Genomic DNA, 15,686 nt, shown 5'->3' with positions numbered 1-15,686 from the left:
CATGTCCGTTCCCGTGCCCTCCATCACCCCGGAGGTCAGCGTAGTGGTGATCGTCCACAACGACGCCGGACGGCTGCCGCGCGCCGTGCGATCGGTCCTCGGACAGTCGCTGCGCCGCCTCGAAGCGATCGTCGTCGACGACTGCTCGACGGACGACACCCCCCGCGCCGCCCGGGAACTGGCCGCCGGTGACCCACGCGTGCGCCTGCTGCGGCTCCCGGTCAACAGCGGCGGCTGCGGCGCCCCGCGCAACGCCGGTATCGCCGCCGCCCGCGCCCCCTATGTGATGTTCCTCGACAGCGACGACGAACTCCCCTACCACTCCTGCAAATCACTGCTGCTGGCCGCGGAGGAGACGGGAGTCGACCTCGTCACCGGCGAGGTCACCCGGCTCTTCGAGGAGAGCGGCACCACCGCCCTGTGGTACCCCGAGCTCTTCGGGGACATCCGCCTCGTGGCGGGCCTGCGCGCCGCCCCCGAATACCTCCTCGACCACCTCTCCACCAACAAGCTCTACCGCGCCGCCTTCCTCGCCCGCCACGGCCTGAGATTCCCCGAGGACCTGCACTACGAGGACCAGCTCTTCACCGCCCAAGCCCTCACCCTGGCCCGGTCCTTCGCCGTCGTCCCCTGGCCCGTCTACACCTGGCGGCTCGCCGGCGACCCTGCCACAGGCCCCTCCATCTCCTCCAGCCGCCACAAACTGCGGAACGTCGCCGACCGCATCGCCGTCGCCCGGCGCGTCGACGCCTTCCTGGAGGAGTCGGGCCACGCCGGCCTGCGACCCGCGAAGGACGCCAAGTTCCTCCGGCACGACCTCCGCCTCCACCTCGGCGACCTGCCCTTCCGCGACCGGAAGTGGACCGAGGAGTTCGCCGCCCTCGTCGCCCCCTACCTCGCCGGCATCGCGCCCGACGCCTGGGAGACGGTGCCGCGCGAACAGCGCGTCTGCCAGTACCTGCTCCTCGCCGGCCGCCTCGAAGAGGCCGCCGAATGCGCGCGCACCCTGGACCGGCCCCGCATCGCCCCCCGCCACACCGTGCGCGACACCGCCGGGCGCCGGTACTGGGGGCGGGAGCTGCCCGAGGACGAACGGGCCGCCCGGGAGCTGGACATCACCGAATGGCGCCTGGACGACCAGCCCTTCACCACCGGCCCCCTACGGCACGAGGTGACGCGCGTCGAACCGGCCGGGAGCCGCCTGCGCCTCACCCTGCGCACCTACGACCCGGCACGACTGCTGGCCGGACCCGTTCCCGTCACGGCGGAGCTGCGCGTCGCCGCAAGCACGGGGTCCCTCGTCGTCCCCTTCCACTATGAGCAGGGTGGGGAGGGCTGCGAGCCGGGTGGGGAGGGCGCGGAGGCGCCGGGGGCGCGCACCGCCCGGGCCGAGATCGATCTGCGCCGGGTACCCCTCGGGCCCACCGGGTTCCGGGGGCGACGCCACCCCCACGTGGTGCTCACCCGGCAAGGGCTGACCCGCACCGATCCGCTGCTGGCCCCCGCCCCGGCGCCGTCCCTGCGGGCACGGATCGGCGGGCACCTGGTGCGGGCGGGGTGCGAAGGGCACGGCGCCGGACGGTTCGAGCTCACCTGGGAGCGGACGGGTGCCCTCGGCCGGGCCGAAGCCCTCACCCCCGGCCGGCCCGCCCTGCGCCGCGGCGCCCACCGGCTCATCCGCCGCGCGACCGGGCCCCGCGCCAAGGCCCTCGCCTATCACGAGCTGCGGAAACTGCCCATCGACGACAAGCTTGTCGTCTTCGAGGCCCTGGAGGGGCGCGGCTACGCCGACAGTCCCCGCTATATCCACGAGGAACTCGTCCGGCGCGGCCTCCCGCTCCGCGTGGTCTGGTCGTACTCCGGCGACCGGTCCTCCTTCCCCGAGGGTGTGGAGCTCGTCCGGCGCGGCAGCTGGGAGTACGCCCGTACGGTCGCCCGGGCGCGCTACTGGGTGGACTCGCACGGCTTCCCCGTGTCCTTCGCCAAACGGGCGGGCACCCGCTATCTCCAGACCTGGCACGGCCAGGCCTTCAAACACATGGGGTTCGACATCCCCGAGCTACGGCTGGCGAGCCCCGAGCGGCGCCGACAGCACCACGCGACGGTGGCCCGCTGGGACGCGCTGATCTCCCCCAGCGAGGAGTTCGAGCGGACGTTCGTACGGGCCAATGGCTACGCGGGCCGGCTGCTGCGCACCGGGCTGCCGCGCAACGACGTGCTCGTCCGCTGGAACGAGCCGGAGCAGCGTGACCGAGCGGCCCGCACCCGGGAGCGGCTACAGATCCCCGAGGGCCGGAAAGTGCTGCTGTACGCCCCCACGTTCCGGGACGGCGAGCGCGGCAGCGGGGCGTCGATCCGCGTCGATCTGGCGGGGCTCGTCGGCGCGGTCGGCGAGGAGTGGACGGTCGTGGTCCGCCCCCACTATTACGAGCGGTTCACCGTGCCCCGCGAGCTGGGGCACGCGGTGCGCGACGGGCGTGAGTTCACCGATCTCAACGATTTGCAGCTCGCCTCGGACGCCCTGCTCACGGACTACTCGTCGGTGATGTTCGACTACGCCAACCTGGGCCGGCCCATCCTGCTCTACACCGACGACTACGAGGACTACCGCTCCCTGTCGCGCGGTGCCTACTACGACCTGCCGGACATCGCCCCCGGCCCGATGCTCGCCACCACGAGGGACCTGGCCGAGGCGCTGGGCGATCTGGCGGGGGTGCGCGAGCGGTGGGCCGGTGCGTACGCCCGCTTCCAGGAGCGGTTCAACCCCCTGGAGACCGGGTGGTCGAGCAAGGCCGTGGTCGACCTGTTCTTCGAGGGGAGCGACCGGTGAACCGCCTGGCCTCGGACCGCCGGAGGCGGCTGTTCCTGCTCGGCATCGACGTCGATTCGACGGGCGGTTCGCAGAGGGTGCTGCACACCCTCGCCCAGGGGTTCGCCGAGCGCGGCCACGCCGTCGAGCTCATCGGCATCCGGCCGAGCCCCCGGCCCCATTCGTACATCGCCGATCCCGCCTACCGGCGGACCACGCTCTACCGGGCACCCGCCGCGCCCTCCTGGCGGGCGGACTCCCTCGCCGAGCGGCTGAGTCCGGCGCGGCTGTGGTCGGCACGGGCCGAGCGCCGGGAGCGACAGCGGGCCCGGACACTGCTGGCGCGGCGGTTCGCCGGGACACCGGAGAACGGTACGGGGTATGTGATCGCCGGTTCGCCGTGGGCGGCGGTCTGGCTGGAGTCCGTGGCGCGGCCGGCCCATGTGCGGGCCATCGGCCAGTACCACGAGTCGTTCCACCAGGCGCGGGCGTCCGTCAACCTGGAGCTGATCCTGCGCCACTATCCGGCGCTGGAGAAGTCGTTGTTCCTCAGCGAGCCGGACGCGGCGGAGTTCCGCCGAAGGCGGCTGCCGAACGCCGGGGTGATGCCGAACCCGCTGCCCTTCGTGTCCTCCGCCCCCGCGCCTCTGGACGGCCGGCGCGTCGGCGCGGTCGGGCGGCTGGAGCCGGTCAAACGGCTGGACCGGCTGCTCGACGCCTTCGCCGCCGTCGCGATCGAACACCCCGGCTGGGAGCTCCACTTCTTCGGCGACGGCCCGCAGGAACCGGAGCTGAGGGCGCGGGCGGACCGGCTCGGCGTCGGCGACAGGGTCCGCTTCCGGGGCACCGTCCGCGACATGGCCGCCGCCTACCGGGAGCTGTCGCTGGTGGCCCTCACCAGCGAGCGCGAAGGACGGCCGATGGCCCTCGCCGAGGCGTCCGCCGCCGGGGTGCCCTGCGTGAGCTTCGACCTGTCGGGCGGCGTCCGCGAGCTGGTCGTCCACGGGCGCACGGGCACGCTCGTACCGCAGGGGGGCACGGCGGCGTTCGCGGCCGCGCTGGGGGAGCTGATGGGGGACGGCCCGGCGCGTGAACGCTACGGGCGGGCCGCGCGCGAGCACGTCGCGCCACTGGCCCTGCCGGCGGTCCTGGACCGCTGGGAGGCGCTGTTCGAGGAGATCGACCGCTAGGTCCGCCACCGGACCGGTCACAAGGGGGATGCCGATATGTGCGTAACGAGGCTAGGTACGGGCAGCCGCCGTACGCCGCAGGAGTGGCAGTCGGGACAGGAGCGTACGGGCCCTGCGCAGGGCGACACCGAGCACGCACCGGGCGCCGGGCGCGAGCCGCAGGACGAGCGAACCGCTCGCCGTGGCGTGCGGCTGCGCCAGCAGCAGGCCGTACCGCGCGCCGAGCAGCACGGCGGGCCGGGAGCCGGCGCCCACGGCCCGTACCGCCGTCCGCAGGGTGCCGCCGTGCGCGCAGTGGATGCGGACGCGTACGTCCCAGGACTGCGGTCCGGTCGTGAGGGCCCTGCGGGCCCTGGCGTCGAGGAGCCCCCGCGCGGCCAGCGCCGCGAGGTCCACGGGCACGGAGACCCCCCAGGACGTCCCTGCGTCCGGCCCGCCCGGCCTGCCTGGCCCGTCCGGCCCGCCCGGGACATTCGGCTCGTCCGGCTGTGGCGAGGCGGTGTGTTCCAGGACCGAATCGCCGTCCCGCAGCCGGAGCTCGACATCGACGCCATGCGGCCGGGCGGCCGCCAGACGGCCGTACAGCTCGTGCACCCGAAGCCGGAGTTCGGCGTGACGGCCGCGCCCCGGGCGGTGGCGCAGGGTGGCGTCGATGGTGACCGGCAGCCGGCGGGCCGGTTTGGCGCCCGGGCCGGTGAGGCCGTCGAGGACGGCCTGCGGCAGGTCCGCCGCCCAGATCGGCCGCCCCGCGGCCTCGGCGTACGGCGGCAGCAGCCGGGCGGGCCGGGCGGCGAGCTGGGCGAGGCGGTCCAGGTCGCGCGGGGTCTCGGAGGCGAGCACGACCCGGGCGATCCAGCGGGCCGGGGCCCGCGCGGCACGCAGGTCGGCCTCGTCGCAGGCGGCCAGCGCGGCGCGCGCCGCCCGCCACCAGGCCGCGCGGTACGCCGGGCCGTGGCCGGGCAGCTCCCGGACGTACATCCGCAGATCGTGGTCGAGGAACTTCACCCGGGCGGCGTGGGCGAGCGGCTCGTTGCCCGCGTCGCGGAAGACCTCCACACCCCGCTCATGGGCGCGGACACGCGCCTGCCAGTTGGCCACCCGCTCACGGTCCAGGGAGATCGAGGGCCGGGCCGCGCCCCTGCGCACGTGCCAGACATAGACGGGGTCCGGGACGACGGCGACACGCGGTCCCGCCGCCAGGACGCGGGCGCTGAAGACGAAGTCCTCGTACGGGAACGGGCCTTCGGGGAAGTCGATGCCGTGCGCGGTGAGGAAGTCGCGGGAGTAGAGCTTGTTGACGCAGAGCGTGTCGCGCAGCAGCGCCGGGTGCTTCTCGGGGGAGGCGTGGACGGCGGGCCGCCGGTAGAGGGCGGGTTGCCAGGGAGTGTCCCGCCGCCGGGGGAGTTCCCGGCGGACGCACAGCCCCGCCGTCACCGGCGCGTCATGGGCCAGGGCGCCGCGCAGCAGGGCCGTCACCGCGTCCCGGGGGAGGATGTCGTCGCTGTCGAGGAACATCACATAGGGCGCGGTGGTGGCCCGGAGGCCGTCGTTGCGGGGAGTGCCGCAGCCACCGCTGTTGACGGCCCGGTGGACGACCCGCAGCCGGGGTTCGCGCGCGGCCAGCCGGTCGAGGAGGGCCCCCGTGCCGTCGGTGGACGCGTCGTCCACGGCGACGACCTCGGCGACGGCCGGGCCCTGGCCGAGGGCGGAGCGCACGGCGTGGCCGATATGGGCGGCGTCGTCGTAGCCGATGACGATCACGCCGACCCGGGCGTCGGCCCGGACGGCCGCCGGGAGCCCGGCGGCGGGGTGTGCGACAGGGATTCCGCTCCCGTTCACTGCCATAAAGCACAGTTTTATCCAATAAGTATGTGTAATTGGGGCATTCTGCGACCGCGTGTGGCCGACAGGAGCGGATGCGGGGAGGGGCGAGGATGGCACGGACCGCGGTACGGCCCGAGCTGAGGACGGAGCCGAGGACGCCATGGGCGGCCACGCTCGGGGGCACGCTCCGGGGGCTGCCCGCCGCAGTGCCCCTGGCCGTGATCGTGCCCGCCGCCGTCATGCTCCTCCTGGGCCTGTGGGGGCTCGACCGGGGCACGATGTGGCGGGACGAGGCCGCCACCTTCCAGGTGGCGCGCCGGTCGACGGGCGACATCCTGCGCCTGCTCGGCCACGTCGACGCCGTGCACGGGCTCTACTACCTGCTGATGCGCCCCGTGCTGGCGCTGCGCGCCGACGAGACCACGCTGCGGCTGCCGTCCGTCGTGGCCGCGGCCGTCACCGCCGGGCTGATCGGCGCGATCGGCTGCCGGCTGGCCCGCCCCCGGGTGGGCCTGTGGGCCGGGCTGCTGTACGCGGCCACCCCGTTCGTCGGCCACTACGCGCAGGAGGGCCGCTCGTACGCCCTGGTCGCGGCGGGTGGCGCGCTGGCGACGTGGCTGCTGCTGGAGGCCGTCGAGCGGGGTTCGCCGGGGCGCTGGGCCGGCTACGGCGCGGTGGTGGCGGTCACGGCGCTGCTGCACGAGTTCGCGATCCTGCTGCTGGCGGCCCATGGGCTGACGCTGCTGCTCTCCCGGGTCCCGGGGCGGATATGGCGCGGCTGGGGCTGCGCGTCGGCTGCGGCCTGCGCCGTGCTGGCGCCGCTGGCCGTGCTCTCCCAAGGCCAGAGCGAGCAGGTCTCCTGGCTCCGCACACCGGGATACGAGCAGGCGAAGGCGTTCCTCCACGCCTTCGCGGGCCCCGGTGAGCCCGTGGTGGCCGGTGTGGTCGCGCTGATGGCCGTCGCCGTGCTCGTCCCTCTGCCCCGCACGGGCCCGTTGCGGCTGACCGCCGTCGCCCTGCCGCTGGCCGTCGTACCGCCAGTGCTGCTCTACGCGGCCTCACAGTGGCAGCCGCTCTTTCTCGACCGCTATCTGCTCTTCTGCCTCGCGGGCGTGCCGCTGCTGGCGGCCGCCGGCGCGGAACGGCTCCTCGGGCTGGTGCCGTGGCCGCGCGTCGCGGCGGCGGTCGGGGCCGCGGCCGTGGCGGTGGTCTTCGTGGCGCAGTTGCCCTTCCACGAGCGTGAGCGGCTGCCGTCCAGCCGGGGTGACGAACTCGCCCGGGTGGCCGCCGCCGTCGGGAGGACGGCCCGGCCGGGGGACGCGGTGCTGTTCCTCCCGCTCCACGAGCGCCGGATATCCCTGGGCTACCCGGAGGCCTTCAGGGGGCTGCGGGACCTCACCCTCAAGAAGTCGCCCGCCGCCTCCGGCACCCTCTACGGCCACGAGGTCGGGGCGGGGGAGCTGCGCTCCCGGCTGCGGGGGCTCCCCCCGGGGACGAGGGTGTGGGTGGTGGCGGACACGACCACGGTCGGGACGCCCTGGTTCCGGGCCCAGCGCGCCGAGTCCGCCAAGACCAGGGAGCTCGACGCGCTGTACCGGGAGGAGTCGACGGTGTTCGTACGGGGAGGCGCGGTGTCGCTGTACCTGCGGCGCTAGCCGTCACGTACCCGTGGTCACGCACCCCCGGTCATTCACCGCACCCGCCGTCACCTCACCGCACCCCCCATCACTTCACCGCGCCCGCCATCACTCCGCTCACGAACTGGCGCTGGAAGGCGAAGAACACCGCGAGCGGAACGACCATCGAGAGGAAGGCACCCGACGCGAGGATGTCCACGTTGTCGCCGAACTGCCGGACCTGCTGCTGAAGGGCCACCGTGATGGGAGGGTTGCCGCTGTCCGCGAAGATCAGCGCGACCAGCATGTCGTTCCACACCCACAGGAACTGGAAGATGCCCAGGGAGGCGATGGCCGGCCCGCCCAGCGGCAGTACGACCCGGGTGAACAGCCGTAGCTCGCCCGCGCCGTCCAGCCGGGCCGCCTCCAGCAGCTCGCGCGGTATCTCCGCGAAGAAGTTCCGCAACAGGAACACCGCGAAGGGCAGCCCGAAGGCGGTGTGGAAGAGCACCACCCCCACCGTGGACTCGAAGATGCCCAGCGCGCTGAAGAGCTTGGCCACCGGGATCAGCGCCACCTGCACGGGCACCACGAGCAGCCCCACGACGACCATGAACCACCAGTCCCGGCCGGGGAAGTCCAGCCAGGCGAAGGCGTATCCGGCGAGGGCGCCGACGAGGATCACCAGCACCGTCGCCGGGACGGTGATCAGCGCGGTGGTCAGAAGGGAGTGCGTCACCTTGTCATTGGCGAAGAGCGTGCGATAGCTCTCCGTCGTCAGCTGGGACGGGTGGGCGAAGACCTGCCACCAGCCGGAGGCGGCGATGTCGGCCTTGTCACGCAGCGAGGACAGCAGCAGCCCCACGGTCGGCATCAGCCAGAACAGCCCGACCAGGACGAGGAAACCACGCGTCGCCCCCGCGCCCAGGCGGGCGGCCAGCCGGGCGGGGAGGGAACGCTCGCCCCGTACGACCTCGCCCCGTACAACGGTGTCTTGAGAGCTCATCGTTGCCGCTCCTTCCGGATCCGGCGAATGTTCACGATCACCACCGGAGTGACGAGCAGCAGCAGGAAGACGGCGATGGCGCTGCCCACGCCCTGGTTGACGTCCGTGCCGAAGGAGGATTGATAGAGCTGGAGGGCCAGCACATTGGCGTTGTCGAGGCTGGAGCCCGGGGCGATGATGTAGACCAGGTCGAAGATCTTCAGCACGTTGATCATCAGGGTGACGACCACCACCGCGAGGACCGGTGCCAGCAGGGGCACCGTCACCCGGCGGAAGACCTGCCACTCGTTGGCCCCGTCGACGCGCGCCGCCTCCAGCAGCTCGCGCGGCACGCCCGCCAGGCCGGCCGCGATGAGCACCATGGCGAAGCCCGCCCACATCCAGATGTACGCGCCGATGATCGACGGGGTCACCAGGGAGGGGCCGAGCCAGTCGACGCCGTTGTAGGCGGAGGCGAAGTTGGCCGCGGGCAGCCGCAGCCGGGCGCCGTCCGCCGCCGTCGGCAGGGTGAAGGTGCCGTCGGGGTCCGTGGTGGTGGAGGCGACGGTCCTGCCGTCCCTGACGGCCTCCACCCTCACCCCCGCCAGGGCCTTCTCACCCGCGTCGATCTTCCCGGCCGTTCCGCCGCCGCCCCGGGTGAAGTCCATCCACACCGTGCCGGTGACCTTCCCGGCCACGTCCCGCGCGGGGATGGCGTCCCTCGCGCCGGACACGTCCTCCGGCTTCACGGCCACCAGTGGCAGCGCCACCGCGCTGCCCGCCCGCGCCGCCGCCTTCGTCGTGAACGCGCCGCCACCGCTCGCCACGAGGTCACCCGCCGGCCGGGGGTGCGCCCCCGGGAAGGGGGCGGGAGCGGCGAAGGTGTCGTGGATGCCGACCCAGACGGCGTTGGCGACGCCGCGATCCGGGTTCTGCTCGTACACCAGGCGGAAGATGATGCCCGCCGCGAGCATCGAGATGGCCATCGGCATGAAGACGACGAGCTTGAACGCCGTGCCCCAGCGCACCCGTTCGGTGAGCACCGCGAAGATCAGGCCGAGGGCGGTGGCCACGGAGGGGGCGACGACGACCCAGATGACATTGTTCTTCAGCGCCGTGCGGATCCGCGCGTCGGTGAAGACCTCCTGGTAGTTGTCCATGCCCACGAAGCCGTGGCCGGAGGCGTCGAAGAGGCTGCGGTAGACGGAGAACCCGATGGGATAGACGACGAGGGCGCCCAGTAGGGCCAGCGCGGGCAGCAGGAAGCAGGCGGCCACCCAGGGCCGCGTGCCGAGCGCGCCCCGGCCCTTGCCCCGCGCCGGGGCCGGAGCCGGGCGTACCGGGGGATCGGGGGGCGGGGGGACGGCGGTGGCTGTGGTCATGGCGACCGGTCCTGTCAGTTCTTGAACGCCTTGGCCGCGTCGGACTCCAGCCGCTGCTGGGTGCCCTCCACGTCCGCCGGGTTCCGCAGGAAGTCCTGGAGATCCTTCCACTCGCCCTGCCCCGGCTTGCCGCCGAACGCGGCGGGCGCCTGGTCGGACATGTCGAAGCGGAAGGAATCGCCCGCCGAGACCAGCGCCTTGGCGATGGAGCGCTGCACGTCGTCGGGGTAGGAGGCGAGGCCGAGGTTCTTGTTCGCGGAGATGAAGCCGCCCTCCCTCGCCCAGATCCCGGCGGCGTCGGTGGAGGCCAGGAAGGTCAGCAGCGCCTGCGCCGCCTGGCTGTCCTTGAGGGCCACGCCCACGTCGCCGCCGGTCACCACGGGCGCGCGGCCCCCGACTGCCGGGAAGGGGAAGACCTTGGCATCGGTGCCGATCTTCGCCTTGGCGGCAGTGATGTTCGCCGCCGCGAAGTCGCCCTCGAAGACCATGGCGGCCTTCGCCTTCTCACCCCCGCTGAAGGTCTGGGTGACCGACGTGGGGAACTGCGCCTGGAGCGCCCCCTCCTGGCCGCCCGCCAGCAGCTCCTTCTTGCCGAAGAGCTGGCCGAGCGTGGTCAGCGCGTCCTTGACGGAGGGATCGGTCCATTTGATCTTGTGCTGGGCCAGCTGGTCGTACTTCTCCGGGCCCGCCTGGGAGAGATAGACGTTCTCGAACCAGTCCGTGAGCGTCCAGCCGTCCGCGCCGCCCACCGACACCGGCGAGACGCCGAAGTCGGCGACGGCCTGCGCGGTGCGCAGGAACTCCGGCCAGGTCGCGGGCACCTTGACGCCCGCCGCCTCGAAGATCTTGGTGTTGTACCAGACGAGGGACTTGTTGCTGGTCTTGAAGTACACGCCATACTGCTTGCCGTCGGCGGAGCCCAGATCCTGCCAGCCCTGGGAGAAGTTCTTCTTCAGCTGTGCCCGGGCCTCCTCGCCCAGCGGCTTGAGCCACCCCTTACCGGCGAACTCCCGCAACGCCCCGGGTTGTTGCAGCATCGCCACGTCCGGCGGGTCACCGCCCGCCACCTTGGAGCCGATGAAGGCGGACATGTCGTCGCCGCTGGGCACATACGCGACCTCGGCGCCGGTGCGCTTGGCGAACTCGTCCAGGACCTTGGTGAAGCTCTTCTGCTCGACGCCCGTCCAGACAGCGGTCACCTTGAGCTTCTGCCCGTTGAGCTTGGGGAGTTGCACGGTGTGCGTGATGAGGTCGGACTGTCCGGGGGCGGGCTTGTCGCCGCTCTTGTCCTTGTCCCCGCCGCTGTCACCGCAGCCGGCGGCGGTCAGCGCCAGCGCTCCCGCCACGGCCAGGGCCAGCGCGCCCCTCCGTGCGCCCGCGCCGCCCGCTCTGCGCGGGCGTGGGGTGCGCTCCGCGCGTGCCGCGCGGAGCGATGTACGTGTTGCCGTGCGCATGGCCCGTACCTCCCGTGCCCGGTCCCCGTCGACGGCCGCGCCGCACGTCGCCCCGGCATACGGCCGCACTCCCGTGCGACAGTCCTACGCCCCGGCACGGACCGCCGCAATACCGTCTCCGACGTCAACCAGCCGATCGTGACAGGGCTGTGACGCTCCGGCACGGACGGTCCGCCACTACAGCAACGGGGGTGCCGCCTGGGCCCCGGCGGACTGCGCCGCGCGCTGGAGGGCGCTGGCCAGCAGGGCGAGGTCGGTGGGACCGTTGCCCAGTTCGCGCACCGGCCGGCGGGTGGGCGGGTCGCCCAGGCGCTGCCAGTCGAGGGTCACGACCGTCGGCCGGAGCGTCGCCGTGCGGGGGATGCGGCCGGTGACCCGGCCCGCCTGGAACGGGGTGGTCGCGTCGTCGTCCGGACGCCGCAACCGGCCACGCCCCGGGGCGGGTTCGCCCGCGCCGGGCCCGTCGCCGCCGGCGTCCGCCGACGGCGGGGCGATGTCCAGCGTCACCCGCAGCCCGGCCCGCTCGACCGCCGCCGTGTCGGCCGTACGGTCCGGACGGCCCGACGCGGCGATCAGATGCACCCCGAGCCGCTCGCCGTCCCGCGCCACGGCCTCCAGGGCCCGTACGACCGAACCGGCCGCCGGGCGGCCCGTGCTGCCCAGCGCGGGGGCGACGAGGGCGTCGAAGTCGTCGACGAGCACGACGAGCCGGGGCAGGGCCGTCTCGGCCGTACGGGTCCGACCGCCGCTCTGGGTACGCAACTTGAGCGTCCCGCTCGGCGCGGACTCGAGATCGGCGGCACCGGAACCGGAGACGGCACCGGAACCGACGCCGGTGCCGATGCCCGAACCGATACCCGAACCGGAGGCGGACCCGGAGGCGGCCGCCGCGACCGGAGCGGCGGCGACCGGAGCCGGGGCCGCCATCGGCTCGGCGGGGCGGCGCGGGCCGACCACGTTCGGGCCGGGGGCCGGGTTCCGGTCGTGCCAGCCGACGAAGTCCAGCGTGCCCAGCAGCTCGGCGCGGCGCTTGAGCTCCGACGCGAGCGCCTGGGCGAACTCCCGCATCCGCACCGGGTCGGCGGCGGCGAGGTACGTCGACACATGCGGCAGGTCCGTGCAGACCCGCAGCCCCTCGCCCCGCTCGGCGGCCGCCCCGTCCACCAGGACGAGCGATAGCCGGTCCGGCCGGTCGGCCGCCGCGAGCGACGCGGCGAGCGACCGCAGCAGCTCGGTCTTCCCGCTGCCCGGCGAGCCCTCCACCAGCAGATGCGGCCCGTCCGCCGCGAGATCCACGGACAGCGGACCGTGCGGCCCGGCCCCCAGTACGGCCACGGCCCGGCCCCCGGGCCGGGTGCCCCGGTCGGTGGCGGCCGCCCAGCGGGCGGTCAGCGAGGCGGGCGTGGCCCGGGCGAGCCCCAATTCGTCCAGCAGCCGGGACGACCGGGGCAGCGCCGCCGCGATGCGCGAGGCGTGCGCGGGGTCGCCCGTGTTGTCCGCCATGCGCAGGGGCGCCAGGGCCCGCGCGAAGCGCTCGGCCCACGCGCCGGACACGGCGTCGAGCGCGGCGATCATCGTGTGGCCCGGGCGCACGGGGTGCGCCACGGGCGCGGACGGCGCCGACGCGCGGTGGATGACCTGTACCACCGTCGCCACGTCACCGCTCAGCAGCGCGACCGCGCCGCAGTGCGCGAAGGCGGGGGAGACCGCCTCTGCCGACGCGAGCGTCGCGGAGACGGGGGAGGCGGGTGTGGTGGCCGGGGCCTCCGCCAGGCACAGGACGTGGATGCCCGCCGCCGGACCGCCCGTCGCCAGCCGCGCGACCGTCTCGCGCAGCGCGGTCGAACCGGGGTCGCCGTCGACGATCAGAACCGTGTACGGGCCCTCGTGCCGCGCGGCGGCCGCCGCCACGGCCTCGGGCGGCGCCGTCGTCCAGCCCGTGCCCAGCGGGCCGTCGTCCAGGCGCCGCACCAGCTCGGCGGTACGGGCCTCGGCCTGCTCCCGGTCGTAGCCGACGAGCAGCCGGCAGTCCTGCCCGTGCGCCGGCCGCAGCTGCGGCAGCCAGCCCAGCCAGGACCACTCCGCCGCCCGCTCCTCGGCCGGACGCGACCGGTCGGTGCTGAGCAGTACGTACTCCAGGGTGCCGGGCGCGTGGAACGCGGCCAGCTGCGCCAGCACGGAACGGGCGAGCCCGGACAGCCGCTCCCGGGGCCCGGTCATGCCGAGCGCCCCGACCTCGCGCAGCCCGACCGTCACCGGCACGGACGGCAGCGGCCCGCCGCCGTCGGGCGCGTAGCGGTCGGCTGTGCCCAGCCGGACGGTGAGCAGGTCCGGGTGGCCCGGGCCGCGCTCCCACAGCCGGGGGCCCGGCCCCAGCGCGGTCAGCAGCACGGCGGCGGGGTCCGGCCAGCGCTCGCGCAGCGCGGCGGCGGTGTCGGGGGCGCGCTCGGGCGCGCCGGTGGCGGCCTGTTCCTGAGGGCTTTCGCCCACCGTCGCCTCGCGCTGCTCGGCGGCGCGCCCGCCGCCGGTGAGGCGGCGGGCCCACGCTCCTATGCCGCGGGCGCGGCGCTTGCCGCCGCCGTCCGCCTGCGGCGGCTGCGCGGGCGCGGCGGCCGTGCCGGGGGTCAGCGCGGCGTTGCCGCGCACGGTGTGGGTGGCGTGGCCGCCGTCGCGGCCGTCGCCGAAGGCGTCCGCCTGGTACGGCGGGTACGCGCCCGGGGGCGCCTCCGCGTCGGGTCCGGTGAGGTTCGCGAATCCGGCGGCCTGGTTCGTCCCGCCGTCGCCCCGCCCGTTCGTCCGGTCCTTGTCCCGGTCCGGGGACGCGTCGAGGGGGCCGCCGCTCCGCCACGCGGGCTGCTGCCCGGGGTCGCCCGCGCGGGCCGCCTGCGCGTCCGAACCCCAGCTGGCCGGAGCCCGCCCGGACGCGGGCACGCCACCCGCGAACCCGGCCCGCGCCCCCGCGCCCCAGCCCGGCTCGCCGCCGCCGGCCGAGGCCGTCGCGTCGGCCTGCCCGTCCGGACTCGTGTGTCCACTCGTACGGCCCGTACGGGCGCCCACGCCCCGGCCCCCAGGGCCGGCGTCCTCGGCGGGCGACAGCCCAGCCGGGCCGTCCGCACCCGCGTGCCCCGTCCGCGCGCCCGCGCCCCAGCCCGCAGGCCCGGCGCCCGCAAGGCCGGCGCCCAGCGCCCCGGCGTCCCCGGGGGCGCCCGCGCCGCTTTGCGCGCCCGGGAGCGCCACCGCGCTCTCCCCGGACCCCCCGCGCACTCGCACAGGCACCCGGAGGCGCCCCTCGCCGTCCGGTCTCGCCGGGAGGGCGTCCGGGGCGTCGGGGGCGTCCGAGGCCCCGGACGCCCCCGCGCTCACCCCGTAAAGGCTCAGGGTCGACTCGCCGACCCGCAGCAGCGCGCCCGGGGCCAGGGGGACGGGGGTGCCGTCGACCGGGGCGCCGTCCAGGGTGGTGCCGTTCGTCGAGCCCAGGTCGTGGAGGGTGACGACACCGTCGTCGGAAAGCGTCACCGCGCAGTGGAGGCGGGAGACGTCGGGGTCGTCCAGGGGGATGTCCGCCGAGCTGGAGCGGCCGACGCGGATCTCGCCGCCGTGCAGCAGGTGGACGCCGCCCGCGTCGGGGCCGGACACCACGTGGAGGCGCGCGGCGGCCGGGAGGGGGCCGGTAAGGGGAACGTGGCGTTCGGGGTCGGCGGGGGCGCCCAGGGAGAGCACCGCGCCGTCGATCAGCGGCGGCTCGCCCAGCACACAGCGCTGCGGGTCGAGCCGCTCGTCGCCGGAGTGGACGACGACGGCACCGCTGCCGAGGTCGGATCCCGCCGCCGCGACGGCCGTGGCGAGGCCGCTGGTCACGGCGGCCAGGGCGGTCCCCGCGGGGGCGGTCACGAGCACATCGCAGGCGCACGTGGTGTGGCCGCTGAGCGGCCCGAGGACGGTCAGCCGGATCTGCATCGCCGTCAACGGTCCCTTCCTGCCCGGAGTACGCGGCAGGGGCGGCGCCAGGCCTTCCCCCACCTCGCACGGGCGTGTCGGCACGTACAGGTCACCACGTCGCGCGGGGTCTTCCCGCTCCCTCCCCGCCGCATCCGTGCTGGCGAGCAGCATCCTCCCGCCGCGAGCATCCTCGCATCCACCGGGGACGATTCGCCCGGCGAGACTCGATTCGTGATCTTGAACGACGGTCCGAGTATGCGAAACGCGCTGGTCGCGGTGGGGCGATGGCTGATTTCTTCTGGGAATTGCCTGCTCTCGACCCCTTTATTGCCGATATTGAGGGGAGCGCCACCGCTTGCGGCAACCATCCGCACCCGGCCCGCGTCTTTCCCATGAGCCCCACCCATAAGCCCACCGGATTCGCCGGGCCGGCGGTCCGGACGGCGGCACTACAGTGGGGCGGAGGTGCCGGTGGAAGGCGACGGTA

At 74.7% G+C, this 15,686-nt stretch carries 8 protein-coding genes; 3 read left to right on the top strand and 5 right to left on the bottom strand.

What is annotated here, in order from left to right; translation table 11 throughout:
* Position 1 precedes the first annotated feature (1 nt).
* Complete coding sequence (locus RM609_RS32180) at positions 2–2,830, top strand: bifunctional glycosyltransferase/CDP-glycerol:glycerophosphate glycerophosphotransferase (RefSeq protein ID WP_311615821.1); 2,829 nt, start codon at positions 2–4, stop codon at positions 2,828–2,830.
* On the top strand, positions 2,827–3,999 hold the full coding sequence (locus tag RM609_RS32175) for a glycosyltransferase (protein WP_311615819.1): 1,173 nt from the start codon (positions 2,827–2,829) through the stop codon (positions 3,997–3,999). Before RM609_RS32180 ends, RM609_RS32175 begins: the two co-directional genes overlap by 4 nt.
* Before the next feature lie 51 nt (positions 4,000–4,050).
* Here the strand turns inward: RM609_RS32175 and RM609_RS32170 are convergent, their stop codons facing one another.
* Positions 4,051–5,844 carry a glycosyltransferase family 2 protein gene (locus RM609_RS32170; protein ID WP_311615818.1) on the bottom strand — a complete coding sequence of 598 codons (1,794 nt, stop codon included), beginning with the start codon at positions 5,842–5,844 and terminating at the stop codon, positions 4,051–4,053.
* Positions 5,845–5,933: 89 nt separating this feature from the next.
* On the opposite strand from RM609_RS32170, the gene RM609_RS32165 reads away from it, so the two are divergent.
* Positions 5,934–7,478, top strand: a complete 1,545-nt coding sequence (locus RM609_RS32165; protein WP_311615816.1) for a glycosyltransferase family 39 protein — start codon at positions 5,934–5,936, stop codon at positions 7,476–7,478.
* Positions 7,479–7,548: 70 nt separating this feature from the next.
* Here the strand turns inward: RM609_RS32165 and RM609_RS32160 are convergent, their stop codons facing one another.
* The 4 genes from RM609_RS32160 to RM609_RS32145 all read right to left on the bottom strand — a co-directional run bounded on the left by RM609_RS32160 (position 7,549) and on the right by RM609_RS32145 (position 15,217).
* Positions 7,549–8,445: a carbohydrate ABC transporter permease gene (locus RM609_RS32160; protein ID WP_311615814.1), complete on the bottom strand. Its 897-nt coding sequence runs from the start codon at positions 8,443–8,445 to the stop codon at positions 7,549–7,551.
* Entirely contained in the window at positions 8,442–9,806 is a 1,365-nt protein-coding gene (locus RM609_RS32155; protein ID WP_311615813.1) for a carbohydrate ABC transporter permease, read from the bottom strand. The genes RM609_RS32160 and RM609_RS32155 overlap by 4 nt, the downstream gene beginning before the upstream one ends.
* Before the next feature lie 14 nt (positions 9,807–9,820).
* Positions 9,821–11,260 (bottom strand): ABC transporter substrate-binding protein, encoded by a 1,440-nt coding sequence (locus RM609_RS32150; RefSeq protein WP_311615811.1) that lies wholly within the window; start codon positions 11,258–11,260, stop codon positions 9,821–9,823.
* 177 nt (positions 11,261–11,437) lie between these two features.
* Positions 11,438–15,217 (bottom strand): FtsK/SpoIIIE domain-containing protein, encoded by a 3,780-nt coding sequence (locus RM609_RS32145; RefSeq protein ID WP_311615863.1) that lies wholly within the window; start codon positions 15,215–15,217, stop codon positions 11,438–11,440.
* Positions 15,218–15,686: the final 469 nt, after the last annotated feature.

The organism is Streptomyces hesseae (genome assembly GCF_031845785.1).
Classification (GTDB): domain Bacteria; phylum Actinomycetota; class Actinomycetes; order Streptomycetales; family Streptomycetaceae; genus Streptomyces; species Streptomyces hesseae.
Note: the sequence above shows the minus strand (reverse complement) of the source record. Positions and strands in the feature narration are given on the sequence as shown.

Bases quoted from the DNA above. Each gene is read 5' to 3' on its own strand.
- RM609_RS32180 (WP_311615821.1), top strand. From the start codon at position 2: ATGTCCGTTCCCGTGCCCTCCATCACCCCGGAGGTCAGCGTAGTGGTG.
- RM609_RS32170 (WP_311615818.1), bottom strand. From the start codon at position 5,844: ATGGCAGTGAACGGGAGCGGAATCCCTGTCGCACACCCCGCCGCCGGG.
- RM609_RS32165 (WP_311615816.1), top strand. From the start codon at position 5,934: ATGGCACGGACCGCGGTACGGCCCGAGCTGAGGACGGAGCCGAGGACG.
- RM609_RS32160 (WP_311615814.1), bottom strand. From the start codon at position 8,445: ATGAGCTCTCAAGACACCGTTGTACGGGGCGAGGTCGTACGGGGCGAG.
- RM609_RS32155 (WP_311615813.1), bottom strand. From the start codon at position 9,806: ATGACCACAGCCACCGCCGTCCCCCCGCCCCCCGATCCCCCGGTACGC.
- RM609_RS32150 (WP_311615811.1), bottom strand. From the start codon at position 11,260: ATGCGCACGGCAACACGTACATCGCTCCGCGCGGCACGCGCGGAGCGC.
- RM609_RS32145 (WP_311615863.1), bottom strand. From the start codon at position 15,217: ATGCAGATCCGGCTGACCGTCCTCGGGCCGCTCAGCGGCCACACCACG.